We start from the raw sequence: 24,223 nt of genomic DNA, 5'->3' as shown, positions 1-24,223 counted from the left end.
GCCCCTATGCCGTGTCCGGGAAGCGGAGGTACGCCGGGGGGACGGTGTCGGTGAGCCAGACGCCGTTGGTGGTGACGTGGAAGACGTGGCCGTCGCGGTGCATCTCACCGGCCGCCACGGACAGGACGGCGGGCCGCCCGCGGCGGGCGCCGACGCGGGTCGCGGTGTCCCGGTCCGGGGACAGGTGGACGTGGTGGCGGGCCATGGGCCGCAGCCCCTCCGCGCGGATCGCGGGCAGCGCGCGGGCGACGGTCCCGTGGTAGAGGTACGCCGGCGGGGTCGCCGGGGGCAGGCCGAGGTCGACGTCGACCGTGTGGCCCTGGTTGGCGCGGATCCGGTCGCCGTCGATCGTGAACCGTCGCTTGTCGTTGACGGCCACGATGTGCTCCAGCTCGGCGCGGCTGAGGCGTACGCCGTGCTCGGCCGCCGCGCGCAGCAGGTCGTCGATCGCGACCCAGCCGTGCGGGTCGAGGGTGAGCCCGATCCGCTCGGGCTGGTGGCGCAGATGCTTCGCGAGGTACTTCGACACCTTTACGGTGCGTCTGTCGTCCATGGGCTCAGCGTGTCAGGTATCACAGCCGATCCGCCACAGAAATCGCGGCCGGTAGGTTTGGTCCACAAGGAACTGCGGTTATCCACAGGGTAATTGGCGATTCTGTGGACAACTCCCCTGTATTCTCAGGCGCTTTGGTCAACTCCGGGGGCGCCGCCATGGCGTGCGGCGAGCGCGTCCAACGTCCGTGCCCGTACTTCCCGTTCGGCGGCGGCAGCGATGAACGCCGGCGCGTTCTCCGGGCCGACCAGCTGCTGCACGGCGCGAATTGTCGCGGCGGGCAGTGCCACGGCGCGCGGTTCGTCGTCCCGTACGGACGGCTGTGCCGGGGGATCCGCCGACAGGTGCCGCTGGAGGTGGCGCGGGGCGAACGTCCTCATGGCGCGGGCCAGTTCGGCGTCAACGGTCTGCTGGGCGAGCGGGCGGAGCCGGCGCACCAGCGTCGCCGCCTCCGCCGCGTCCGCGTCCGTCGGAGGGCGGTGCTCCAGATAGCGGGCGAAGACGTGCTCGGTGGTGAACTCCAGGAACCTGTGGGCTATGTGCTCCACCTCCACGCGAAGTTCCCTCAGATGCCCGGCTATTGCCGGCAGCGGCACGCCCGCCGCGTACAACTCGGCGGCGACGGCCAGCTCCTGGGGGCTCGGCACCAGGAACTCGTCCTCGCGGCCGGGGACGCGCTCCAGCACGCCGAGCTCGATCGCCTCCTCCACCGCCCCGTCGTCCGGCGTGCCGCCGAAGGCGGCGTCCAGCTCGGCGCGCGTGATCCGGTCCGCCTCCTCGTCCGTCCACGGGCCGTTCACCTCCGCGACCAGACCGAGCACCCCGCCCAGCCCACGGCCCGCGTCCCACGCCTCCAGCAGCTCCTTGATGGAGGCCAGTGTGTAACCGCGCTCCAGCAGGTCGGCGATCTGCCGCAACCGCGCCAGATGGGCGGCCCCGTACACATTGGACCGGCCGCGCCGCTCCGGCTTCGGCAGCAGTCCCCGGTCCTGGTAGGCACGGATGGTGCGGACCGTGGCGCCGCTGTGCTGCGCCAGGTCCTCGATCCGGTACTCGGCCCGCTCGTCCACACCCGCTCCCTACCTGCCCAGAACCCTCCTTCGAGGGATCGTACGACCGCGGCCGGTCACAGCGGAGGGTTCAGCCGGGCCAGCGCCCGCAGGCCGCGCGGCGCGAGGCGGGACAGCAGACGCGCGCCACGGGCCTCCGGGGTCACCGGCACGACCGCCCGGTTGTTCACGACGGCCCGCAGGATCGCGTCGGCGACCTTCTCCGGCGGATAGTTCCGCAGCCCGTACAGCCGGGCGGCCCGCTTCTGCCGGCGCTTCTCCTCGTCCTGCGACACCCCGGCGAAGTGCGCGGTCGCGGTGATGTTGGTGTTCACGATGCCCGGACAGATCGCCGTCACCCCGATGCCCTGCCCCGCCAGCTCGGCCCGCAGACACTCACTGAGCATGAGCACCGCTGCCTTCGACGTGCTGTAGGCGGGCAGCACCCGGGACGGCTGGAAGGCCGCCGCCGACGCGGTGTTGACGATGTGGCCGCCCTGGCCCCGCTCGGCCATCTGCCGGCCGAAGACCCGGCAGCCGTGGATGACACCCCACAGATTGACGTCAAGGACCTTCTTCCAGTCCTCGGTGGTCGTCTCGAAGAACGAGCCGGACATCCCGATCCCGGCGTTGTTCACCAGGACGTCCACGATGCCGTACTCGGCGGCGACCTTCTCGGCCAGCTTCTCCATCGCCCGCTCGTCGCTGACGTCGGCCACCTCGCCCCACGCGTCGGGCGCTCCGATCAGCCGCGCCAGCTCGGCCGTGCGAGCAGCGCCCTCCGCGTCCCGGTCCACCGCCACGACCCGCGCGCCCGCCTCGGCGAACGCGAAGGCGGTGGCCCGCCCGATGCCACCGGCCGCCCCGGTGACCAGCACCAGCTGCCCGCCGAACCGGTCGGCGTACGGCTTCCCCGCCGCGAGGGGCGCCGGCACCCGGGCCCCCCGCTCCTCGTGCGCCGTCACGAATTCGGTGATCCACGCGGCCAGCTGGTCGGGGCGGGTCCGCGGCACCCAGTGCCTGGCCGGCAGCGTACGGCGGACCAGCCCCGGCGCCCACACCTCCAGCCCGTCGTAGAGATGCTCCGACAGGAAGGCGTCACCGGTGGGCACGATCAGCTGCACGGGCGCGTGGGCGTACGCGTCGGACCGCGGGCGGCGCAGCCGCGCCCGTACGTTGTCCCGGTACAGCCACGCGCCGTGGGCCGCGTCACTCGGCAGGGACGGCGTCGGATAGTCGCCGTCCGACACCTTCTCCACCCGCTCCAGGAGCTTCGGCCACCGCTTGCCGAGGGGGCCGCGCCAGGCGAGCTCGGGCAGCACCGGGGTGTGCAGCAGGTACACGTACCAGGACTTGGCGCCCTGTCCCAGCAGCCGGCCGACCCCGCGCGGGGTGGGCCGGGCCATCCGCCGCTTGATCCAGTGCCCGAAGTGGTCAAGCGACGGGCCGGACAGCGAGGTGAAGGACGCGATGCGGCCCTCCGTGCGGGTGACGGTCACGAACTCCCAGGCCTGCACGGACCCCCAGTCGTGCCCGACCAGGTGCACGGGCCGGCCGGGGCTGACCGCGTCCACGACCGCCAGGAAGTCGTCCGTCAGCTTCTCCAGCGTGAACCCGCCCCGCAGCGGTTTCGGCGCGGTGGAGCGGCCGTGGCCGCGCACGTCGTACAGCACGACGTGGAAGCGCTCGGCGAGCCGGATCGCGACCCGTGCCCACACCTCCTTGGAGTCCGGGTAGCCGTGCACGAGCACCACGGTCGGCCGGGCCGCGTCACCCAGCTCGGCGACGCACAGCTCGATCCCGCCCGTACGCACCCGGCGCTCCCGCGCGCCCTCGAGTCCCGCCACGGCCATCACGCCACCTCCGCCCAGCGCCGCACGTGCGGCAGATCGTCGTCGAGCCAGAACGCGCTCTCCTCGGGGTCCCTGGAATCGGTGACCACCAGGAGCTCCTCGAACTTCGCACCCGTACCCCGGAAACCCAGGTGCGGCTCGACCGCCCACAGCCCCGGCCGCGGCGGGTGGTCGGAGAACCGGTAGGGCGACCACAGCGGCGACCAGCCGTCCCGGTGGCCGTGGAGCGCGTCGCTCGCGAGACCCTTCAGCGACTGCGCACCGAACCCGAAGAGCGTCGGCGACCAGCGGCGCTCCTTGACCCGGTCGACCTTGTGGGCGATCACGCCGAAGGGGTAGGCGCGGTGCCGGTTGGCGTACCCCTGCCGCACCATCAGCCGGTCCACGTCCTCGTAGATCTCCCGCAGCGGGCGCCTTTCGCGCACCTCGCGCAGGATCAGCTCGCGGTGGTCCCGCAGGTCGGCCAGCAGCCTGTCGTGCAGCGGATTGGGACCGAGGCATCCCGAGTACCCGATGTCTGCGGTGTGGCCCCGGTACACCGGGGCCATGTCGAGGATGAACGGCATCCCCGCCTCCAGTTTCCGGTCGGTCGGGAAGAACTGCAGCGGTATCCGGAAGTTCACGAACGCCGTGCGGTCCCCGAACCAGGCGAACGGCAGGTGGAACCAGTCCCGCACGCCCCGCTCACGCAGCCACGCGCGCTGCATCCGGGCCGCCTCGCGCTCGGTCACACCCGGCTCGAGCCGCGCGGCGACCGCTTCCGCGCAGGCGTACGCCAGGCGCTGCACTTCAACGAACCCCCGCAGCTGCGCGCCGCGTTCGGCTGTCCCTACCGACGTCATGCCACCCGTCCGTCCCGTGTGCGGTGTGTGCGCTACGCGTCCGTAACCTGACACCGATGAATGTGACAATGACCGGCGGCTGCGTCAAGGGTCGTGCACGCCCTGTGGAAAACCCCGACCCCGGAAGGGCTCCCCTACGGGCCCGTACGCCTGGAGTCGGACATGTATCCAGCCGCCAGGTCTGACGACCGGTGTGGTCCGCGCCACTACCGTCGAGGACGTGACTGTGATCGCGACCGAAAGCCTCAGCAAGCGGTTCCCCCGGGTGACCGCGCTCGACCGGCTCTCCCTGGACATCGGGCCCGGTGTGACCGGACTTGTGGGTGCCAACGGAGCCGGCAAGTCCACCATGATCAAGATCCTGCTGGGTCTGTCCCCCGCCACCGAGGGCCGCGCCGAGGTCCTGGGCCTCGACGTCGCCACCAGCGGCGCCGCCATCCGTGAGCGGGTCGGCTACATGCCCGAGCACGACTGCCTGCCGCCCGACGTCTCGGCCACCGAGTTCGTCGTCCACATGGCGCGGATGTCCGGCCTGCCGCCCACCGCGGCCCGCGAGCGCACCGCGGACACCCTGCGTCACGTCGGCCTGTACGAGGAGCGCTACCGGCCCATCGGCGGCTACTCGACCGGCATGAAGCAGCGTGTGAAGCTGGCGCAGGCCCTGGTCCACGACCCGAAGCTGGTCCTCCTCGACGAGCCGACCAACGGCCTCGACCCGGTCGGCCGCGACGAGATGCTCGGCCTGATCCGGCGGGTCTGGACCGACTTCGGCATCTCGGTCCTCGTCACCTCCCATCTCCTCGGCGAGCTCGAACGCACCTGTGACCACGTCGTCGTCATCGACGGCGGCCGGCTGCTGCGCTCCAGCTCCACCAGCGACTTCACCCGGATCACCACCACCCTCGCGGTCGAGGTCACCGACACCGACGCGCATCCCGACGGCACGGCCGCCCTGCGCGAGGCGCTCACCGCCGCCGGGATCACGATCCACGGGACCCCTGAAGGAGCGGCGGACGGTCTGCCGGGCGCCGGGCACATCCTGCTGCTCGAAGCGACCGGCGAGGAGACGTACGACACCGTGCGCGACACCGTCGCCGAACTCGGCCTCGGCCTCGTACGGATGGAACAGCGCCGCCACCACATCGCCGAGGTCTTCCGGCCGGGCACGCAAGCAGCGGAACAGGCAGCGGGACAGGCAACGGAACAGGCAGCGGCGGCACGGACAGCGGCCGAGGCCACGACGGAGGTGCAGGCCCGATGAGCGCCGAGCCGCAGACCCCCACCGGGGACCGGACCCCGAACCACACGCAGACGCACCCCCGGGGCCAGGCCCGGACAGAGATCCACAACATCGGTTACCGCAGCTACGACGGGCCGCGCCTCGGCCGCGCCTACGCGCGCCGCTCGCTCTTCTCCCAGTCGCTGCGCGGCGCCTACGGACTGGGCCGCAGTGCCAAGTCCAAGGTCCTGCCGATGATCCTTCTCGCGGTGATGTGCGTCCCGGCGCTCGTCGTGGTGGCCGTGGCCGTCGCCACCAAGGTCACGGACCTGCCGCTGGACTACACGCGGTACGCGATCTTCACGCAGGCCGTCATCGGGCTGTACCTGGCGGCTCAGGCACCGCAGTCGGTCTCCCGCGACCTGCGCTTCAAGTCCGTGCCGCTGTACTTCTCCCGTCCCATCGAGCGCGTCGACTACGTGCTCGCCAAGTACGGCGCGATGGCGTCGGCGCTGTTCATCCTCACCGCGTCGCCGCTGCTCATCCTCTACATCGGATCTCTGCTGGCGAAGATGGACTTCGCCGAGCAGACCGAGGGTTTCGCACAGGGGCTGGTCTCCGTGGCGCTGCTGTCGCTCCTCTTCGGCGGAATCGGGCTGGTCCTGGCCGCGCTGACGCCCCGCCGCGGGTTCGGCGTCGCCGCCGTCATCGCCGCGCTCACCATCTCGTACGGTGCCGTCTCCACCCTCCAGGCCATCGCCTGGAGCACCGGGTCGATGGACGCCATCCAGTGGCTGGGCCTGTTCTCCCCCATCACCCTCATCGACGGCGTGCAGACCGCCTTCCTGGGCGCCTCGTCCTCCTTCCCGGCCGAGGCGGGACCGGGCGCAGGCGCCGGCGTCGTGTATCTGCTGGTCGTCCTCGCGCTCATCGCCGGCTCGTACGGCGTCCTGATGCGCCGCTACCGGAAGGTCGGGCTGTGATCGCCCTCCCGTCGCCCACCACCACCCCTCAGTCGCCCACCACCACCCCTCAAAGGAATGGGCTGCGCCCATGAGCACTCTTCACATCGGCAACGCGTCACGGTGGTTCGGCAACGTCGTGGCCGTCAACGACGTCACCATGACCATCGGTCCGGGCGTGACCGGGCTGCTCGGCCCCAACGGCGCCGGAAAGTCCACCCTCATCAACATGATGGGCGGCTTCCTCGCCCCCTCCACCGGCTCCGTGACGCTCGACGGCCGGCCGATCTGGCGCGACGAGTCCGTTTACCGGCAGATCGGCGTCGTACCGGAGCGGGAGGCGATGTACGACTTCCTCACCGGGCGCGAATTCGTGGTCGCCAACGCCGAGTTGCACGGGCTGGGCGCGGCCGAGGCGCAGCGCGCGCTCGCCACGGTCGAGATGGAGTACGCGCAGGACCGCAGGATCGCGACGTACAGCAAGGGCATGCGGCAGCGCGTGAAAATGGCCTCGGCCCTCATCCACGAGCCCTCCGTCCTGCTGCTGGACGAGCCGTTCAACGGCATGGACCCGCGCCAGCGCATGCAGTTGATGGATCTGCTGCGGCGGATGGGCGCCGAGGGCCGTACGGTCCTGTTCTCCTCGCACATCCTGGAGGAGGTCGAGCAGCTCGCCTCCCACATCGAGGTGATCGTCGCCGGACGGCACGCCGCGAGCGGTGACTTCCGGCGCATCCGGCGCCTGATGACCGACCGCCCGCACCGCTACCTGGTCCGCTCCAGCGACGACCGGGCGCTCGCGGCGGCGCTGATCGCCGACCCGTCGACGGCCGGGATCGAGGTGGACGTGACGGAGGGCGCCCTGCGCATCCAGGCCGTGGACTTCGGGCGGTTCACCGCGTTGCTGCCCCGGGTCGCCCGCGCCCACTCCATCCGTCTGCTGACGGTCTCGCCCTCGGACGAGTCCCTGGAGTCCGTCTTCTCGTACCTCGTCGCGGCCTGAGCGCCTCAGCGCCGGCCTGAAGGGACCCTCGACCATGTACAACCCCACCGTCGCCCGGCTCACCTACCGGGCGCTGCTCGGTCGCCGCCGGGCCGCGATCCTCTTCGTCCTGCCCGGGTTGCTGCTGCTCATCGCCGCCGCCGTCCGCGGCTTCAACGGCCCCGACGACCAGATCGCCGCCGACGTCCTGGGCGGGTTCGCGCTCGCCACGATGGTGCCGCTGATCGGGGTGATCGCCGGGACCGGCGCGATCGGGCCCGAGATCGACGACGGCTCGATCGTCTATCTGCTGGCCAAGCCGGTGAAGCGGCCGACGATCATCTTCACCAAGCTGATCGTGGCCATCGCCGTGACCATGGCGTTCTCGGCGGTGCCCACCTTCCTCGCGGGCCTGATCCTCAACGGCAACGGCCAGCAGGTGGCGGTCGCCCACACCGTCGCGGCGCTGGTCGCCTCGATCGCGTACAGCGCGCTCTTCCTGCTCCTGGGGACGGTCAGCCGGCACGCGGTCGTCATCGGGCTCGTGTACGCGCTCGTGTGGGAGGCGCTGTTCGGCTCCCTGATCGCCGGGGCGCGGACGCTGAGCGTGCAGCAGTGGGCGCTCGCGGTGGCCGAGCGGACCAGCGGGGAGGGGCTCATCGCCTCGGACGTCGGGCTGCCGGTGGCGGCGGTCCTGCTGGTCGGGGTGACGGTGGCCGCGACGTGGTACGCGGGGCGGAAGTTGCGGACGCTGACCCTGGCGGGCGACGAGTAGGGCGTACGTCTCACCGGCGGCCGACCGGCGCGTGGCGGCAGGCACCCGGGATTACTGTGGGCACGGGCGCGACCACACGGCACGGCCCGTACGACTCGCACGCACTCACAACCTGGGGAGCAAGCCATGTCAGACCGCTTCGACGTCGTCGTACTCGGAGCTGGCCCCGGCGGATACGTCGCCGCCATCCGCGCCGCCCAGCTGGGCAAGCGCGTCGCGGTGGTCGAGGAGAAGTACTGGGGTGGCGTCTGCCTGAACGTCGGCTGCATCCCCACCAAGGCGCTGCTCCGCAACGCCGAGCTGGCGCACATCTTCCGGCACGAGGCGAAGACGTACGGCATCAAGGTCGACGGCGAGGTCTCCTTCGACTACGGGGAGGCGTTCCGGCGCAGCCGGACCGTCGCGGACGGCCGCGTCAAGGGCGTCCACTTCCTGATGAAGAAGAACAAGATCACCGAGTTCACCGGCCGGGGCACCTTCCTGGACGCCAACACCCTTCAGGTCGCGCGGTCCGACGGCTCCACGGCCACGATCTCGTTCGACAACTGCATCATCGCGACCGGCGCCTCGCCGCGCCTGCTGCCCGGGACGCGGCGCAGCGAGCGGGTCGTCACGTACGAGGAGCAGATCCTCGCCGGTGACCTGCCGCGCTCGATCGTGATCGCGGGCGCCGGCGCGATCGGCATCGAGTTCGCGTACGTCCTGCACAACTACGGGGTGAAGGTCACCATCGTCGAGTTCCTCGACCGGATCGCGCCGTTGGAGGACAAGGACGTCTCGGCGGAGCTGGCGAAGCAGTACCGCAAGCTGGGGATCGACGTCCTCACCTCGACGCGGGTCGAGTCGATCGACGAGTCGGGCCCGCAGGTGCGGGTCACCGTCACCGGCAAGGACGGCAACCAGCAGGTGCTGGAGGCCGACAAGGTCCTCCAGGCGATCGGCTTCGCGCCGAACGTCGAGGGGTACGGGCTGGACAAGACGGGCGTTCAGCTCACCGAGCGCGGCGCGATCGACGTCGACGGGCGGTCGCGCACGTCCGTGCCGCACATCTACGCCATCGGTGACGTGACCGCGAAGCTGATGCTCGCGCACACGGCCGAGGCGATGGGTGTCGTCGCCGCCGAGACGATCGCGGGCGCGGAGACGATGGAGCTCGACTACCCGATGATCCCGCGCGCGACGTACTGCCAGCCGCAGATCGCCAGCTTCGGCTGGACCGAGGAGCAGGCACGCGAGAAGGGCTTCGACGTCAAGGTCGCGAAGTTCCCCTTCATGGCGAACGGCAAGGCGCACGGCCTGGGCGACACGACCGGGTTCGTGAAGCTCATCAGCGACGCGAAGTACGGCGAGATCATCGGCGCGCACCTGATCGGGCCGGACGTCACGGAGCTGCTGCCCGAGCTGACACTGGCCCAGCAGTGGGATCTGACGGTGCATGAGGTGGCGCGGAACGTCCACGCCCACCCGACGCTGGGCGAGGCGGTCAAGGAGGCCGTGCACGGTCTCGCCGGCCACATGATCAACTTCTGATCGGCCGCCGCACGCGGGGACCGGGCAGGCGCCGTACGCGGTGCCTGCCCGGAAATTCGCTGGCGCCCGAAAGCGCGTTCGGCGCACAGTGGGTGCGGCGCTGACCACGAACGGTCAGCGGCACCGGTTCCGGGGAGGAGCGCGGCGACGACCGTGGAGAGTACGAGTCCGCCGAACTCCTCACAGGGCGGCGCGCGGCGCCGGGCACCGGAAGTGGCCACCCACCACTCCGTGAGGCCCGCCCGCGCACAGCTGCCCGGGGCGGCCGCTTCGAGCGCGCGTTCCGCGCGGGCCGCCCCTCCCCGGACGGCCGGGAAGCCGGCCGAGCGGGCCGTTCTCCGGTCAGCCGGCCGGGAGAAGCGATTCCAGGGTCACGGCGATGCCGTCGGCGTCGTGGGAGGCCGTGACCTCGTGCGCCACCGCCTTCAGCGCGTCATGGGCGTTGGCCATGGCGACCCCGTGCGCGGCCCAGGCGAACATCGGGATGTCGTTCGGCATGTCACCGAAGGCGATGGTGTCCGTCGACTTCATGCCCAGGCGGCGGGCGGCCAGCGACAGGCCCGTCGCCTTGCTGAGCCCCAGGGGCAGGATCTCCACGATGCCCGCGCCGGAGACGACCACGTCCACGAGACTGCCGGCCGTTTCCCGGGCGGCCTGCGCGAGGGCGTCGTCGTCCAGGGTGGGGTGCTGGATGTAGACCTTGTTGAGCGGCGCGGACCACAGGTCGGACGGATCCTCGTACGAGACGTACGGGAGCGGGCCTTCCTGGACGAGGTAGCCCGGGCCGACGAGCACCTCGCCGTCGAGCCCGTCGCGGCTGGCGGCGAGCGCGAGGGGGCCCACCTCCGCCTCCAGCTTCGACAGGGCGAGGCCCGCGAGCTGGCGGTCGAGGGTCACCGACGTCAGCAGCCGGTGCTCACCCGCGTGGTAGACCTGCGCGCCCTGGCCGCAGACGGCGAGCCCGTCGTAGCCGAGGTCGTCGAGGATGTGGCGGGTCCAGGGGACGGCGCGGCCGGTGACGACGATGTGCGCGGCGCCCGCCGCCGTCGCGGCGGCGAGCGCGTCACGGGTGCGCTGCGAGACCGTGCCGTCGGAGCGCAGCAGCGTCCCGTCGAGGTCGGTCGCGATCAGCCTGTACGGGAAGGAGGTCACGGGGAGACGGGCTCCAGGACCTCGCGCCCGCCCAGGTAGGGCCGGAGGACCTCCGGGACCCGCACCGAACCGTCGGCGAGCTGGTGGTTCTCCAGCAGGGCGACGATCGTGCGCGGTACGGCGCACAGCGTGCCGTTGAGCGTGGCGAGCGGCTGCACCTTCTTGCCGTCGCGCATCCGTACCGACAGGCGCCGCGCCTGGAAGCCGTCGCAGTTGGAAGCGGACGTCAGCTCGCGGTACTTGCCCTGCGTGGGGATCCACGCCTCGCAGTCGTACTTGCGGGACGCCGACGCGCCGAGGTCACCGGTCGCGACGTCGATCACCTGGAACGGCAGCTCCAGCGAGGTCAGCCACTGCTTCTCCCACTCCAGCAGCCGCTGGTGCTCGGCCTCGGCGTCGTCCGGGGAGACGTACGAGAACATCTCGACCTTGTCGAACTGGTGGACGCGGAAGATGCCGCGGGTGTCCTTGCCGTACGTCCCGGCCTCGCGGCGGAAGCACGGGGAGAAGCCCGCGTACCGCAGGGGCAGCTTGTCCGCGTCGATGATCTCGTCCATGTGGTATGCGGCGAGCGGCACCTCGGACGTACCGACCAGGTAGTAGTCGTCCTTCTCCAGGTGGTACACGTTCTCCGCGGCCTGGCCGAGGAAGCCGGTGCCCTCCATGGCGCGCGGCCGGACGAGCGCCGGCGTCAGCATCGGGATGAACCCGGCCTCGGTCGCCTGTGCGATCGCCGCGTTGACGAGGGCCAGCTCCAGGAGCGCGCCGACGCCCGTGAGGTAGTAGAAGCGCGAGCCGGAGACCTTCGCGCCGCGCTCGACGTCGATGGCGCCCAGCGCCTCGCCGAGCTCCAGGTGGTCCTTGGGCTCGAACCCCTCGGCGCCGAAGTCCCGGATCGTGCCGTGCGTCTCCAGGACGACGAAGTCCTCCTCGCCGCCGACCGGCACGTCGGGGTGGACCAGGTTGCCCAGCCGGAGCAGCAGCCGCCGGGTCTCCTCGTCGGCCTCGTTCTGCTCCGCCTCCGCCGCCTTGACGTCGGCCTTGAGCTGCTCGGCCTTCCCCAGCAGCTCGGCGCGCTCCTCGGGGGACGCCTTGGGGATCAGCTTGCCGAGCGCCTTCTGCTCGGAGCGGAGTTCGTCGAAGCGGACGCCGGACGACCTGCGCCGCTCATCGGCGGAGAGCAGGGCGTCGACGAGCTCGACGTCCTCTCCACGGGCGCGCTGGGAGGCGCGAACACGGTCGGGGTCCTCACGGAGCTGGCGAAGGTCAATCACCCCACCAGGCTACCGTCGCGCGCTCGGCGTCCCTCACCCGATATCGCCGCGCGCAGCACTTTGACCGAATTGCGGTAATTGGGAAATTCGTCGGTAAAGTCCGATCGGTTGTCCGTCGGTGTCCGCCGATAAAGGCGATTCTATTCGCCGAAATGGAGTGGCCCCCGCCGCCGCCCGGCCCCGTGGGGCCCGGTACGGGCGCCGCCGCCGACTCGTTGTCCACAGGCGGGTCTTCCATCCGCGAGTTATCCACAGACTGTGCGAAAGATCTGTGGACTCGGGAAAAGATCATGCCGAAAGTGGCAACCTGACCGGGTGATTCACTGATCAAACCCCCTCCGCACCCTCGTTCGAGTGGGAATTCCTCCCCCTAATGGGTAGATCAAGCGAATCAGGGTGACGGCAGGGGACATGCCGCCCTGTGGGTACACCTGGCTCCACCTGCGCCGAGAAGGACGATTTGTCGACGATGTCGAGGTGCGGCACCTCCGTCTTGTCGACTTGTCCCCAGGTCGAGATGCGTGCCTGTGGATAACTTCTGTGGGAACAACCGCGCGGAGGCCGCGCCGGTCGCGCCGGACGGCGAAGACCGGGATTCAGGCCCGCGGAGTCAGGCCGGCCAGGCTCAAGCCCGGGAGCCCGGGAGCCCGGCAGCCCGGGGGTGGCTCAGGCCCGGCCGTCCAGGCAGCGCGACAGCCAGTCGGAGGCGTCCGTGAAGTCCTCGTCCGACGTCCCGGGACGCGGCGGTCGTACGTCACCGGCCGCCACGCCCGCCCGCGGGTAGGACCCGAGGAACCGCACCTTCGCGCAGATGCGCTTCAGGCCCGTCAGCGCCTCCCCCACCCGCCGGTCCTCGATGTGGCCCTCGGCGTCGATGGCGAAGCAGTAGTTGCCGATGCCCGCGCCCGTGGGGCGGGACTGGAGCAGCATCAGGTTGACCCCGCGGGCCGCGAACTCCTGGAGCAGCTCCAGCAGCGCACCCGGGTGGTCCTCGCGCTGCCAGATGACCACGGACGTCTTGTCGGCGCCCGTGGGCGCGGCCGGCCGGGCCGGGCGGCCCACCAGGACGAACCGCGTCTCGGCGTTCTCCGCGTCGTGGATCTCGGTGACCAGGGCTTCCAGCCCGTACGTCGCCGCCGCGAACTCACCCGCGAACGCCGCGTCGTACCGGCCCTCCTGCACCAGCCGCGCACCGTCCGCGTTCGAGGCGGCGGACTCCCAGATCGCCTCCGGCAGGTGGGTCCGCAGCCAGTTGCGCACCTGCGGCTGGGCGACCGGGTGACCGGTCACCGTCTTGATGTCGGTGAGCTTGGTGCCGGGCCGTACGAGCAGCGCGAAGGTGATGGGCAGCAGCACCTCGCGGTAGATCATCAGCGGCGTCCCCGACGCCAGCTCGTCGAGTGTCGCCGTCACCCCGCCCTCCACCGAGTTCTCGATCGGCACGAGCGCGGCGGCGGCCTCTCCGTTGCGCACGGCGTCCAGCGCCGCCGGGACGGAGACCATCGGCACGAGTTCGCGCGTGGCGGCTTCCGGGAGCGTACGCAGGGCGGCTTCCGTGAAGGTGCCCTCGGGACCGAGATACGTATAGCGCGTGGCCGACATACCGGCCACCTTAGTCCGCACGCGCCCGCTACGACTCCAGCAGTCGCATGCCCACGTACTCGCCCTTCGCCGGGCCGCCCGGCACCGCGAACAGGCCGCTCGCCTCGTGCCGGATGAACGGCGAAAGGGCGTCCCCCCGGTCCAGTTTCCGCTGCACCGGCACGAAACCGGTGAGCGGATCGGCCTGCCAGGCGATGAACAGCAGCCCCGCGTCGGGTGTCCCGTCCGGCCCGATCCCGTCGTGGAAGGAGAAGGGGCGCCGCAGCATGGCCGCGCCGCCGTTCTGCTCCGGTGCGGAGATCCGCGCGTGCGCGTTGCCGGGGATGACCGGCTTGCCGTCGGGACCGGTCCGGTCCAGGTCGAGCTCGGTGGTCTCGCTGCCGCCCGTCAGGGGCGCGCCGTCCGACTTCCTGCGCCCGATGACCCGCTCCTGCTCCTTCAGGGGCAGCCTCTCCCAGTCGTCCAGCAGCATCCGGATACGGCGGACGACGGCGTACGACCCGCCCGTCATCCACGCCTGCTCCCCGCCCGCCGGGACGAAGATCCGCTCGTCGAAGTCGGGTTCGGACGGCTTGGGGTTGCCGCTGCCGTCGACCTGGCCCATCAGGTTGCGGGCCGTCATCGGGTGGGCGGTGGCGCCCGGCGAGCGGTTGAAGCCGTTCATCTGCCAGCGGACCTTCGCCGCCGCGCCCGCCTCGCGCTGGATCGCGCGCAGCGCGTGGAAGGCGACGAGCGCGTCGTCCGCGCCGATCTGCACCCACAGGTCGCCGTTCGACCTCTTCGCGTCGAGCCGGTCGGACGAGAAGGCGGGCAGCGGATCGAGCGCCACCGGGCGCCGCGCGACCAGCCCCGTGCGGTCGAAGAAGGACGCCCCGAAGCCGAACGTGACGGTCAGCGCGCACGGCCCGGCGTCCAGGGCCACCCCGCTGTCCGTGTCGCCCACGGGCTTCCCGGCCATGAGCAGCTCGGCCACCGCCGACCAGCGGCGCATCAGCGCGGCGGCCTCCTTGCGGCCCGCGCCCGGCGCCAGGTCGAAGGCGACGAGATGACCGCGGGCCTGCAACGGCTGGGTGATGCCCGCCTGGTGCGCGCCGTGGAAGGGCACGGCGGTCGCACCGACCGCCGTCAGGGGCGTACCGGGGGCGGCGGCAGCGGCGTGTGCGGCGGCGCCACCGGCAGCGCCGAACACGAGCCCGGCTGCTCCGGCCGCGCCGGCGGTGCCCAGCAGCCTGCGCCGGGAGATCTCCTCGTGGTGGGGGGCGTGGTCGCGCACGGTCAGGTCAGCCGATCTTCACGTTCTTGTCGATGGTCGTCTGGTCGATGTCGGAGGTGCGGACGGTCACCTTGATCCGCCACTCGCCGGGCATCGGGATCTGTACGCGCTCGGCGCTCCAGTGCCCGGCCGTGACGCGGTCCGGGGTGACGGGGAGGGGGCCGATCCGCTGCGCGTCGAGGGTGAAGGACACCTTCAGCTCGGGGACGTCGAGGGGCCGGCCGTCGGCGCCGTCCGCGAAGACGTGCAGGGCGTTCGTGCCGGAGCGGGCGGGGTCGAGGCTCAGCCGTACGGTTCCCCTGCCACCCTGACCGCCCGTGTCGAAGGGGAGGGTGAGGTTGACCGCTTCGTTCGGCACGGCGGCGGACGACGCCTGCGTACGGTCGGCCTCCTCCTGCGTACGGCCCGGCTCGGTCGTCGTCAGGACGGTCGTGACGGCGAGCAGCACCACCGCGACGCCCGCCTCGGCGAGCACGGAGCGGCGCAGCCCGGCGCGCCCGGGGTCGGCGTCGCGGGCGCGCTTGGCGCGGGCGGCCGACAGGGCGGCCCGCTGGCGGGCGAGCTGGGCGGCGCGCTCCGGCGGGACGTCCCCGTGGGCCTCACCGGCGATGTCCGGCACGGTGACCGGCTCTTCGTCCTCCTCCTCCTCCCCTTCGGGGAGGAGGAGGGTGGCGGTCTCGGTCAGCCGCTCCGTCCACCGCCGCGACAGCCACGCGACGCCGACGAGTACGGCGACGAGCCCCACCTTGACCAGCAGCAGCCGCCCGTACGAGGTGCCGGTCAGCGCCGACCAGGACCCGACCTGCCGCCACGACTGGTAGACGCCGGTCGCGGCCAGCACCACCACCGAGCCGAACGCGAGCCGCGAGAAGCGGCGTACCGCCGTCCGCTCGATCGACGGTTCCCGGTGGAGCGCGACCAGCAGCGCGGCCAGCCCGCCCAGCCAGGCGGCCATCGCCAGCAGGTGGAGGATGTCGACGGGCATCGCGATCCCGGGCTGGAGCCCGGCCGACGCGTGCTCGGAGAGCGCCCACGTACCGGCGATCCCGGCGGCGACGACCGTGCCACCGATCGCGAGGCCGAAGGCCAGGTCCTTCTTCCCGCTTTCGCCCGCACCACCGGCCTCGCCCGCACCACGGGCCTCGTCGGCACCACCGGCCTCGCCGTCGCGCCCTGGCGTGCGCTCGTCGTCGCCTTCGGGCTCGTCATCGCGGCGGGCGTACGCGCCGAACAGCACGGCCACGAACAGCGCCGCCGCGCCGAGCAGCAGCAGCCGCGAGATGAGCGCCGCGCCGGTCTTGGTCTCCAGGACGGCTCCGAGCCCGCCCAGCTGGAAGACGTCACCCAGCTTCCCGGACCCGGTGTAGGGCCCGCGCAGCAGCAACAGCGCGAGCGTGGCGGCGGTCAGCGCCACCCAGCCGCGCACGACGAGCCGTTGCAGCGGCCGTACGGTCGCGCCGCGCGGCCAGCAGACGAGGATGAAGGCGGCGCCCCCCACCAGCAGGATGAAACCGGCGTACGAGGCATACCGCGCGATCCCGTACAGCACCCCGACGACTCCGCCGCCCGCCTCCTCGCTCGGGAGCGCGACGGTCGTCTCGGACGGCGCGCCGATGGAGAAGGTGAAGGCGCCGGAGATCGGGTGGCTGTCGGCGGAGACGGCCCGCCAGGCGACGGTGTAGGTGCCGTCCGGCAGTCCGGCGTGCAGGTCGACGCCGTACTTGACGACGGTCCCGGTGCCCAGGGTGCGCAGCGCCCCGGTGTCGGCGCGCTTGCCGCTCGGTTCGAGTACGCGGATCGAGTCGTCGTCCATGGCGACCTGCTCCGAGAACGTGAGCGTGACGCCCTTGGGCGCGGTGGCCACCACCGCCCCGTCCTTCGGGTCGCTCCCGGTCAGCGCGGCGTGCGCGGACGCGGGGGCCGCGCCGGTGAACAGCGCTCCGAACAGCACGGCCGCGACGAGCAGCAGCCGCGCGATGGCCGTCCTGTACGGCGGGGTGGTGACCCCGGGCCGGACCGGGGCGGTGCGCCCGCAGGGCAGTGCGGTGGTGGCCGTCATGGTGGGTCAGTCCCCCTGGTGCGTGGCCGGGTTGTGGGTGCGCGATTCGACCGGAACCCGGACCTTGATCGGGTCGGACTTCTCGAAGTGCAGCTCGATCTCGACCGTGTCGCCCTGCTTCGGCTGCCGCTTGATGCCCATGAACATCAGGTGGTTGCCGCCCCGCTGGAGCTTCAGCTCACCGTTCGCGGGAATGTCGAACGACTCCACCTGACGCATCTTCTGGTTCTTCGTCTCGTGGATCTGCACGTCGTCGGAGAGCGGGCTGGTGACGGAGGTGAGCGTGTCCGCCGCGTCGCCCTGGTTGGTGACGGTGAGGAAACCACCGGCCATGTCCCCCACGGGCTGCGGTATGAAGGCGCCGCTGACCTCCAGCCGGGGTTCGGCGTCACCGGCGGAGCACCCGCCCAGCGCCATGGCCCCGGCGAGGGCCACGGCGGCGGACAGCGCGGTGACGGTGGTGCGCCGGCGCGTCACAGGGCGCGTCCCGGTCCCGGTCAGGGCTCCCGGCCCGGTCCCCGTCACGGGTTCTCCCCCTTGACGATCTTGGGGAGGTCCTCGGCGTACTGCTGCCAGGTGGTGTTCTCGCCGTACACGACGTAGCCCCGGTCGGTCTTCGGCGAGAACGCGATCACCTGCGCTCCGTGCATGGAGACGACCCCGCCGCTCTCGTCCTTCGTCGGCGGGTCGATGCCGATGCCGATCTGGCGCGCCCCCGCCTGGATGGCCGGGAAGTCGCCGGTGAGTCCGGTGAAGGACGGGTCACCGGCGCCCGGCAGCCATTTCGCGAGCTCGGCGACGGTGTCCCGTTCGGGGTCGGTGGTGACGAAGACGACCTGGAGCCTGTCCTGGTCCGCCTTGGGGAGCTTCTTCTTGGCGATGGCGATGTTGCTCATCGTCAGCGGGCAGACGTCGGGGCAGTGCGTGTAGCCGAAGTAGATCAGCGTGGGCCTGCCCTTGGTCCGCTCCCGCAGGTCGTACCTCTGCCCCTTGGTGTCGGTGAGGACGAGGTCCGGCTTGGGGAAGGGCCGGCCGAGCACGGTCCCGGCCTTGTCCGTGGTCGTCCCGCCCGAGACGTCGGCGACGGGGCTGTTGGCCGGGGTGGCGCCGCCGCCCTGGGTGAGGGCGGCGCCGCCGGCGACGGCCAGCGCCGCCAAGCCGGCGACCGCCGCGATCAGCGGGGCGCGCCGGCGGGGACGGGGCTCGTCGGTCTTCTGGAGCTGCATGGGGTTCTCTCTCGCGGTTCGATCGGGGTGGCAGGCGCCGTCAGGCCGAGGCCCGCGGGCCGTCCGAGGCGCCCGGGCGGCGGCGCCCGGCCAGGACGCCGAAGGCGACGCCCGCGGCACCGACGAGGATGCCGACGACGCCCAGGACGCGGGCGGTGGTGTCGGTGGAGTCGGCTGCCGCCTTCTCCTCCGTGCCGTGGCCCTGCTCCTTGTCCTCGTCACCGGTCCCGGCGGTGGCCGCGCCACCCCCGTGGTGGTCCTCGGTCGCGGCGGACAGCTTCAGCACGGGCGCGGGGGTCTCGGGCTCCGGGGCGCCGTCCTTCGGCTCCTCGATCCAGCGCACGACCTCGTTGTTGTCGTACGTCTGGAGGGCCTTGAAGACGAGCCTGTCGGTGTTCTCGGGGAGCTGTCCCAGGGAGACGGTGAACTGCTGGAACTGGCCGGGGGCGATCTTCGAGCCGTCCGCGGTCCACGTGATCCTGGTGGCGGCCTCGGTGATCCGCTTGCCGTGCACCTGAAGCGGCTTGGCCAGCTTCGCCTTGGTGACCGCCGCCTTCCAGCCCGGGACGGGCTGGGTCGACACGGACGCCAGCGGGTGCTCGGCGGGGAGGGTCACTTCGACCTTCACGGTCGAGGCGTTGTCGCGCTCGTTGGGCACCTTGAAGTGGACGGTGGCGTAACCGCCCTTGGCGGCCTCGCCCTGCGGCTGCACGCTGACGTGCGCGAAGGCGGTCCCGGAGAGCAGGACGACGGAGGAGACGGCGACACCGCAGGCGAGGGCGGCACGGGAGACGTTCATGGCGTTACACACTCCACAGAGGTGAGGGAGGGGGCGTGTGCGCACGGGCGCACCACGGCACCACTCCCGTCGAGTGGGCCGTGTCAGGCTGCGAGGACGAGTACGGCCGGGGGGCCGCGCCTGATCACCGTGTGGAGGAGTGCGTCCGCCGTGGCGGGCGGGGGTGCGTCGTCGTCGGTACGCGAGGGAAGCGGCCCGCCCGCGGGCAGCGCGGGCAGCCCGGCGGCCAGGGCGCGTACGAGGACGAGGGCGGCGCGCAGGGACCGTACGAGCGCCGCGTCGGCGACCTCCGTGGCGCCCTGCGCCGACAGCGTGCCCAGCTTCAGCAGCGCGAGGTCGCCGCGCCGCAGCAGCCAGCCGGCCACGACGGCGGCCAGCAGATGGCCGAGGAACATGGGCAGGCTGGGCCACAGCCCGGCGCCGGCGGCCGGTTCGGCGAGGTGCCCCGCGTGGGCGGGGGCGGTGACGGCGGCGGGGTCGATGCCCGCCGTGGTGACGATCCGGCGCGCGTCCGCTGGTGTCAGCGACGCGCCGCCCGCCCCGCACACCAATTTCGCGGCCATCCGGATGAGCGCGTCGTCCGCCTGGTCGCTGATCGCGAGATGCCGCCGCTGCCCGAGCCCGAAGAGCGTGTGCAGCGCGAGCTGCCCGCCCGCCAGCGCGGTCGCGATCACCGGCAGGGACCGCTGCCGGCCGGCGAGGGGCACGGCGACCGCGAAGGCGCCGAGGAACCCCAGGGCCAGCGTCCACCACGGGACGGCGGCGCACGCGGCGAGCACATGCCCGACCCCGGACAGCACGACGCAGACCGCGGCGAACACCGCGGCCCTCAGCATCCGTGGACCGGAGGGAAGGGCAGACATGGCCGGGCCATCATCGCACTGCCCTCATGTCCTCCACACGGCAGGTCCGGAACATCACCGTTTGCGCACGGGATGACGACATACACCGGCGTACGGGCTACGCACATCCGCCGAATGAGGGTTCAGGCGTCAACTGCGGGCTTACGACTGTCCCCTGAGGGCAATACGAAACGGTATGTCGAGCCGCAGCCAGGAGGCTGGAGCATGAGCATCTGGTGGTCACTCCATTTGCGGCGCGAGGCTGCGAGCGTTCCGCTCGCCCGACGCCTCCTCCTCGGCACGATGGAGACCGCGGGCGTCGACCCGGACATCTCCTACGACCTGTCGCTGGCGCTGAGCGAGGCCTGCGCGAACGCGGTCGAGCACGGCTGCGGGGACGGTTCCGCCGAGTACCGGGTGACCGCGTATCTGGACGGCGAGAAGTGCCGCATCGAGGTGGCCGACTCCGGGCCGGGCTTCCCCGCGGCCCCGGTACGCCCGCCGCGCAGAGCCGCCGCGGAGTCCGAGCACGGCCGGGGCCTGAGCCTCATCGAGGAGCTGGCCGACCATGTCCACATCGGCAACAGATCGGGCCGCGGCGGCGCGGTGGTGAGCTTCGACAAGATCGTCAAGTGGAGGTCGGACGCCCCGCTCGTCACCGGCTGACCCCCGCGCGCGGTCGGAAGGGGCGGGAAACCCCGCCCCTTCCGACCATCGGCGTCCTCACGCGACGGGCGTCAGCCCCCCAGCGCCGCCATCCACGCCTCGACCTCGTCCGACCGCCGCGGCAGCGCGTCCGACAGGTTCCGGTTGCCGTCCTCCGTGACGAGGATGTCGTCCTCGATGCGGACGCCGATGCCCCGGTACTCCTCCGGCACCGTCAGGTCGTCGGCCTGGAAGTACAGCCCCGGCTCGACGGTCAGGCACATGCCCGGCTCCAGCGTTCCGTCGACGTACGTCTCGGTCCGCGCGGCCGCGCAGTCGTGGACGTCCATGCCGAGCATGTGGCCCGTGCCGTGCAGGGTCCAGCGGCGCTGGAGGCCGAGCTCCAGGACGCGCTCGACGGGGCCCTCCAGCAGGCCCCACTCGACGAGCTTCCCGGCGAGCACGCGCTGCGCCGCGTCGTGGAAGTCGCGGTACTTCGCGCCCGGCTTCACCGCCGCGATGCCCGCCTCCTGCGCCTCGTACACCGCGTCGTAGATCTTGCGCTGGAGGTCGTCGAAGCGGCCGCTGATCGGGAGCGTGCGCGTGACGTCCGCCGTGTACAGCGTCGTCGTCTCGACACCGGCGTCGAGCAGCAGCAGCTCACCGGCGCGCACGGGACCGTCGTTGCGGACCCAGTGCAGGGTGGTGGCGTGCGGGCCGGCCGCGCAGATGGAGCCGTAGCCGATGTCGTTGCCCTCGACGCGGGCGCGCAGGAAGAACGTCCCCTCGATGTACCGCTCGCTGGTCGCCTGTGCCTTGTCCAGCACGCGTACGACGTCCTCGAAGCCGCGCGCGGTGGACGCGCACGCCCGCTCCAGCTCGCCGATCTCGAAGTCGTCCTTGACCAGGCGCGCCTCCGAGAGGAAGACCCGCAGCTCCTCGTCCCGCTCGGCGGTGACCTTGTCGGTGAGGGCGGCCTCGATGCCGGCGTCGTGCCCGCGCACGTTGCGCACCGGGCCGGTGGCCTCCTTCAGGGCGGCCGGCAGTTCGCGTACGTCCTTCGCGGGGATGCCGAGCCGGCGTTCGGCCTCGGCCAGCGAGTACCGGCGGCCGACCCACAGCTCACCCTGGCCGTCCAGCCAGAACTCGCCGTTCTCCCGGTTGGAGCGCGGCAGCAGGTAGAGCGTCGCCTCGTGCCCGTCCCCCTTGGGCTCCAGCACCAGGACGCTGTCATGGGTGTGGTCGCCGGTGAGGTACGCGTACTCGGTCGACGGCCGGAAGGCGTACTCCGTGTCGTTGGACCGCGTCCTCAGGTTGCCCGACGGGATCACCAGACGCTCGCCGGGGAACCGCCTGGAGAGCGCCTCGCGGCGGGCGGCGGTGTGCGCCGCCTGGGGGATGGGCTCCAGGTCGCGCAGCTCCGTGTCGGCCCAGCCGGACTTCATGTTCTCCGCGAGCTCGTCGGACACGCCCGGGTACAGGCCGTTCTTGCGCTGCTCGATCGGCTCGTCGGTCTCTTCCGGGGTCTCCGGTGTGAGCTCTTCGGCCACGGTCCGCCTCCTTCGTACGACACAGGACTTTTCCCATCGTACGGTCGTACGGAAGCGGCTCCCAGGGCCTTGCGTCACTCGAAGCGGGCCGCCAGCAGGACCACGTCCTCGTCCTGCCCGCCGCCCCGGTCCACGCCCTCCGGCAGCAGCGTCCGCAGCACGTGGTCCGCGATCGAGCCGGGGTCGCCGCGGTCCGCCTTCGGTACGGCCGCCGCCGCGGCGTGCAGCCGCGCGAAGGCCCGGTCCATGGGCTCACCGGTGCGCCGCAGCAGCCCGTCCGTGTAGAGGAGCACCGTCTCCCCGGGCTCCGTCGTGATCTCCACGCTCGGTGCCTCCCAGCACGCGAGCATGCCGAGCGGCGCGGACAGGGACGTCTCGATGTACTCGGTGCGGCGCTCGCCGACGACCAGTGGCGGGGTGTGCCCGGCCCCGGCCAGCACGATCTTCCGCAGGGCGGGCTCGGCGTACGCGAACAGCGCGGTGGCCGACCGCGCGGGCTCGGTCAGCCGCAGCAGCAGTTCCAGGTCGGACAGGACGGCGACGGGGTCCTCGCCCTCCATCACGGCGTACGCCCGCAGGGAGGCACGCAGCCGCCCCATCGCGGCCAGCGCGCTCGGTCCGGTGCCGGAGACCGAGCCGACGGCCAGGCCCAGCGCACCCTCGGGAAGCGGCAGCGCGTCGTACCAGTCGCCGCCGCCGCGGGGGGAGGCGCGGTGGCGGGCGGCGAGCTGGACTCCGGGCACGCGGGGCAGCCGGCTGGGCAGCAGCTCCTCCGCGATCGTCGCCAGGGTGGCGCGGCCGCGCTCCAGCTCCAGGAGGCGGGCCAGGTGCTCGGACGCGTACTGCCCGTAGAGGCCGACGAGGTGGCGCCCGCGCGCGGCCGGTTCGCCGGGTTCGTCGTAGAGCCAGACGGCGGCGCCCAGCTTGCCGGCCGCCTCGGTGGCGAGCGGTACGGCGTAACTGGCGGCGAAGCCTAGGCGGGCGGCGACCTCGCGGTGGCGCGGGTCGAGCCCCTCGTCGGCGAACAGGTCGGGGACGGCGACGGGGTCGGGCAGGCGCCCGTCGGGGCCGGGGGCGGGGGAGGCCGGTTCCTCCGGCGCCCGGGGGTCCTGGGGTGACCGGGCCGGCCGCGCCTCGGGGGGCCCGGGTGTCAGGGGTTCGGGCGCCAGGGCCTCCAGGATGCGCCCGTAGGAGGTCGCGCTGCGCGGCACGGTCTCGATCGTGCCGAGGTCGGCGTGGGCGAGGCCGAGGCCGATGGTGGTGGCCGGGCCGAGGCCGTCGGCCGGTTCGAGGACGGCCATGCCGCGGCGGGCGCCGACGAGCGCGGCCCCGGCGCGCAGCAGCTCGTTCAGGGCGTCGTCGAGGGTACCGGTGCGGGAGAGCCGCTCGGTGAGTTCGTGAAGGCTCGTGAGGTCGGAGACCCAGCCCGCGAGCCGGTCCTGGATCATCGCGCCGGGCGCCATCGGCGGTGCGGGGATGCCCGGCAGGGGCGGCGCAGTGTGCGCGGGCGCCGGAACCGTGGGATCGATTCCAGCCACTTTCGGCAGGTGAGGGGCGCTCATGGCAATCGGCTTTCCGACCGGTGCGTTTCGCTCAATAGCATCGCGAACCCCCAAGTCATTCTGCGCCGCTATCACTGCACCCACATGTACACGCAGAAGTAAGGGGATGTCCAGCATTGTCCCCATGGCGCGCACGGTGTTTACAAGGAGGCGAACTTGGCTCAAAAATGCCCCCCATGGGCGCCATTTGCGATCGACTGAGGCCGTTCGAAGCGGGGAACGCCCCGGGACGCCGTCGCGGGACGACGGCCCAGGGCGAGCGTCATTCCGACCGTGCCGGGTACGTGGACGGTGACGGCCGGGGGCGGTTGGGGCGGGCCTGGAACCGCACGGGTGGTCCCGGCGTCCTCACCACCAAGGGTCGCGCCCCGTCCCTGTGTGGCGGGAGAAGTCCAGCGGGCCGGCGAGCGCCACGGGCGCGCCACCCCTCGCCACGTGTTGAATGGACAGCCCACGGGACGACAGTCCACCGGG

Annotated in this window: 21 protein-coding genes; 6 read left to right on the top strand and 15 right to left on the bottom strand. The window is 72.1% G+C overall.

Going from position 1 to position 24,223, the window contains the following annotated elements:
• Window positions 1-4 precede the first annotated feature (4 nt).
• The 4 genes from ABZZ38_RS14450 to ABZZ38_RS14435 all read right to left on the bottom strand — a co-directional run bounded on the left by ABZZ38_RS14450 (window position 5) and on the right by ABZZ38_RS14435 (window position 4,297).
• Window positions 5-553 (bottom strand): RNA 2'-phosphotransferase, encoded by a 549-nt coding sequence (locus tag ABZZ38_RS14450; protein WP_356739319.1) that lies wholly within the window; start codon window positions 551-553, stop codon window positions 5-7.
• Between the two features lie 125 nt (window positions 554-678).
• Entirely contained in the window at window positions 679-1,623 is a 945-nt protein-coding gene (locus ABZZ38_RS14445) for a MerR family transcriptional regulator (RefSeq protein ID WP_356739317.1), read from the bottom strand.
• 56 nt (window positions 1,624-1,679) lie between these two features.
• On the bottom strand, window positions 1,680-3,455 hold the full coding sequence (locus ABZZ38_RS14440) for an SDR family oxidoreductase (RefSeq protein WP_356739315.1): 1,776 nt from the start codon (window positions 3,453-3,455) through the stop codon (window positions 1,680-1,682).
• Window positions 3,455-4,297, bottom strand: a complete 843-nt coding sequence (locus tag ABZZ38_RS14435; protein ID WP_356739313.1) for a M24 family metallopeptidase — start codon at window positions 4,295-4,297, stop codon at window positions 3,455-3,457. Before ABZZ38_RS14435 ends, ABZZ38_RS14440 begins: the two co-directional genes overlap by 1 nt.
• 226 nt (window positions 4,298-4,523) lie before the next feature.
• On the opposite strand from ABZZ38_RS14435, the gene ABZZ38_RS14430 reads away from it, so the two are divergent.
• The 5 genes from ABZZ38_RS14430 to lpdA all read left to right on the top strand — a co-directional run bounded on the left by ABZZ38_RS14430 (window position 4,524) and on the right by lpdA (window position 9,765).
• On the top strand, window positions 4,524-5,558 hold the full coding sequence (locus tag ABZZ38_RS14430) for an ABC transporter ATP-binding protein (protein WP_356739429.1): 1,035 nt from the start codon (window positions 4,524-4,526) through the stop codon (window positions 5,556-5,558).
• Window positions 5,555-6,499 carry an ABC transporter permease gene (locus ABZZ38_RS14425; protein ID WP_356739311.1) on the top strand — a complete coding sequence of 315 codons (945 nt, stop codon included), beginning with the start codon at window positions 5,555-5,557 and terminating at the stop codon, window positions 6,497-6,499. Before ABZZ38_RS14430 ends, ABZZ38_RS14425 begins: the two co-directional genes overlap by 4 nt.
• Window positions 6,500-6,569: 70 nt before the next feature.
• Window positions 6,570-7,481 (top strand): ABC transporter ATP-binding protein, encoded by a 912-nt coding sequence (locus tag ABZZ38_RS14420; RefSeq protein WP_356739309.1) that lies wholly within the window; start codon window positions 6,570-6,572, stop codon window positions 7,479-7,481.
• Between the two features lie 34 nt (window positions 7,482-7,515).
• Window positions 7,516-8,235, top strand: coding sequence for an ABC transporter permease (locus tag ABZZ38_RS14415; protein ID WP_356739307.1), 720 nt, complete (start codon window positions 7,516-7,518; stop codon window positions 8,233-8,235).
• A gap of 126 nt (window positions 8,236-8,361) precedes the next feature.
• A complete protein-coding gene (gene lpdA, locus ABZZ38_RS14410; RefSeq protein WP_356739305.1) occupies window positions 8,362-9,765 on the top strand; it encodes a dihydrolipoyl dehydrogenase in 1,404 nt (467 codons plus the stop codon).
• Between the two features lie 342 nt (window positions 9,766-10,107).
• Here lpdA and ABZZ38_RS14405 read toward each other — a convergent pair whose 3' ends face one another.
• The 9 genes from ABZZ38_RS14405 to ABZZ38_RS14365 form a co-directional block, all read right to left on the bottom strand.
• Window positions 10,108-10,917 carry an HAD family hydrolase gene (locus ABZZ38_RS14405; RefSeq protein ID WP_356739302.1) on the bottom strand — a complete coding sequence of 270 codons (810 nt, stop codon included), beginning with the start codon at window positions 10,915-10,917 and terminating at the stop codon, window positions 10,108-10,110.
• Complete coding sequence (serS, locus tag ABZZ38_RS14400) at window positions 10,914-12,191, bottom strand: serine--tRNA ligase (protein WP_356739299.1); 1,278 nt, start codon at window positions 12,189-12,191, stop codon at window positions 10,914-10,916. Before serS ends, ABZZ38_RS14405 begins: the two co-directional genes overlap by 4 nt.
• 666 nt (window positions 12,192-12,857) lie before the next feature.
• Complete coding sequence (gene pheA, locus ABZZ38_RS14395) at window positions 12,858-13,793, bottom strand: prephenate dehydratase (protein WP_356739297.1); 936 nt, start codon at window positions 13,791-13,793, stop codon at window positions 12,858-12,860.
• Between the two features lie 28 nt (window positions 13,794-13,821).
• Window positions 13,822-15,066 (bottom strand): iron uptake transporter deferrochelatase/peroxidase subunit, encoded by a 1,245-nt coding sequence (gene efeB / locus ABZZ38_RS14390; RefSeq protein WP_356739295.1) that lies wholly within the window; start codon window positions 15,064-15,066, stop codon window positions 13,822-13,824.
• A 7-nt stretch (window positions 15,067-15,073) separates the two neighbouring features.
• On the bottom strand, window positions 15,074-17,125 hold the full coding sequence (locus ABZZ38_RS14385) for a copper resistance protein CopC (RefSeq protein WP_356739293.1): 2,052 nt from the start codon (window positions 17,123-17,125) through the stop codon (window positions 15,074-15,076).
• 6 nt (window positions 17,126-17,131) lie between these two features.
• A complete protein-coding gene (locus tag ABZZ38_RS14380; protein ID WP_356739427.1) occupies window positions 17,132-17,542 on the bottom strand; it encodes a copper chaperone PCu(A)C in 411 nt (136 codons plus the stop codon).
• A gap of 104 nt (window positions 17,543-17,646) precedes the next feature.
• Complete coding sequence (locus ABZZ38_RS14375; RefSeq protein ID WP_356739291.1) at window positions 17,647-18,351, bottom strand: SCO family protein; 705 nt, start codon at window positions 18,349-18,351, stop codon at window positions 17,647-17,649.
• Window positions 18,352-18,391: 40 nt separating this feature from the next.
• Entirely contained in the window at window positions 18,392-19,150 is a 759-nt protein-coding gene (locus ABZZ38_RS14370; protein WP_356739288.1) for a YcnI family protein, read from the bottom strand.
• An 83-nt stretch (window positions 19,151-19,233) separates the two neighbouring features.
• The gene (locus ABZZ38_RS14365; protein WP_356739286.1) at window positions 19,234-20,013 is read right to left on the bottom strand and encodes a hypothetical protein; all 780 of its coding nucleotides are present in this window, start codon (window positions 20,011-20,013) and stop codon (window positions 19,234-19,236) included.
• Between the two features lie 204 nt (window positions 20,014-20,217).
• On the opposite strand from ABZZ38_RS14365, the gene ABZZ38_RS14360 reads away from it, so the two are divergent.
• The gene (locus ABZZ38_RS14360) at window positions 20,218-20,658 is read left to right on the top strand and encodes an ATP-binding protein (RefSeq protein WP_356739284.1); all 441 of its coding nucleotides are present in this window, start codon (window positions 20,218-20,220) and stop codon (window positions 20,656-20,658) included.
• Window positions 20,659-20,729: 71 nt separating this feature from the next.
• Here the strand turns inward: ABZZ38_RS14360 and ABZZ38_RS14355 are convergent, their stop codons facing one another.
• Together ABZZ38_RS14355 and ABZZ38_RS14350 are read right to left on the bottom strand one after the other, a co-directional pair.
• On the bottom strand, window positions 20,730-22,187 hold the full coding sequence (locus tag ABZZ38_RS14355; protein WP_356739282.1) for an aminopeptidase P family protein: 1,458 nt from the start codon (window positions 22,185-22,187) through the stop codon (window positions 20,730-20,732).
• Window positions 22,188-22,261: 74 nt separating this feature from the next.
• Complete coding sequence (locus ABZZ38_RS14350) at window positions 22,262-23,866, bottom strand: SpoIIE family protein phosphatase (RefSeq protein WP_356739425.1); 1,605 nt, start codon at window positions 23,864-23,866, stop codon at window positions 22,262-22,264.
• Window positions 23,867-24,223 lie beyond the last annotated feature (357 nt).

Origin of the sequence: Streptomyces sp. NPDC006368 (assembly GCF_040612535.1) — a bacterium.
GTDB lineage: Bacteria > Actinomycetota > Actinomycetes > Streptomycetales > Streptomycetaceae > Streptomyces.
Note: the sequence above shows the minus strand (reverse complement) of the source record. Positions and strands in the feature narration are given on the sequence as shown.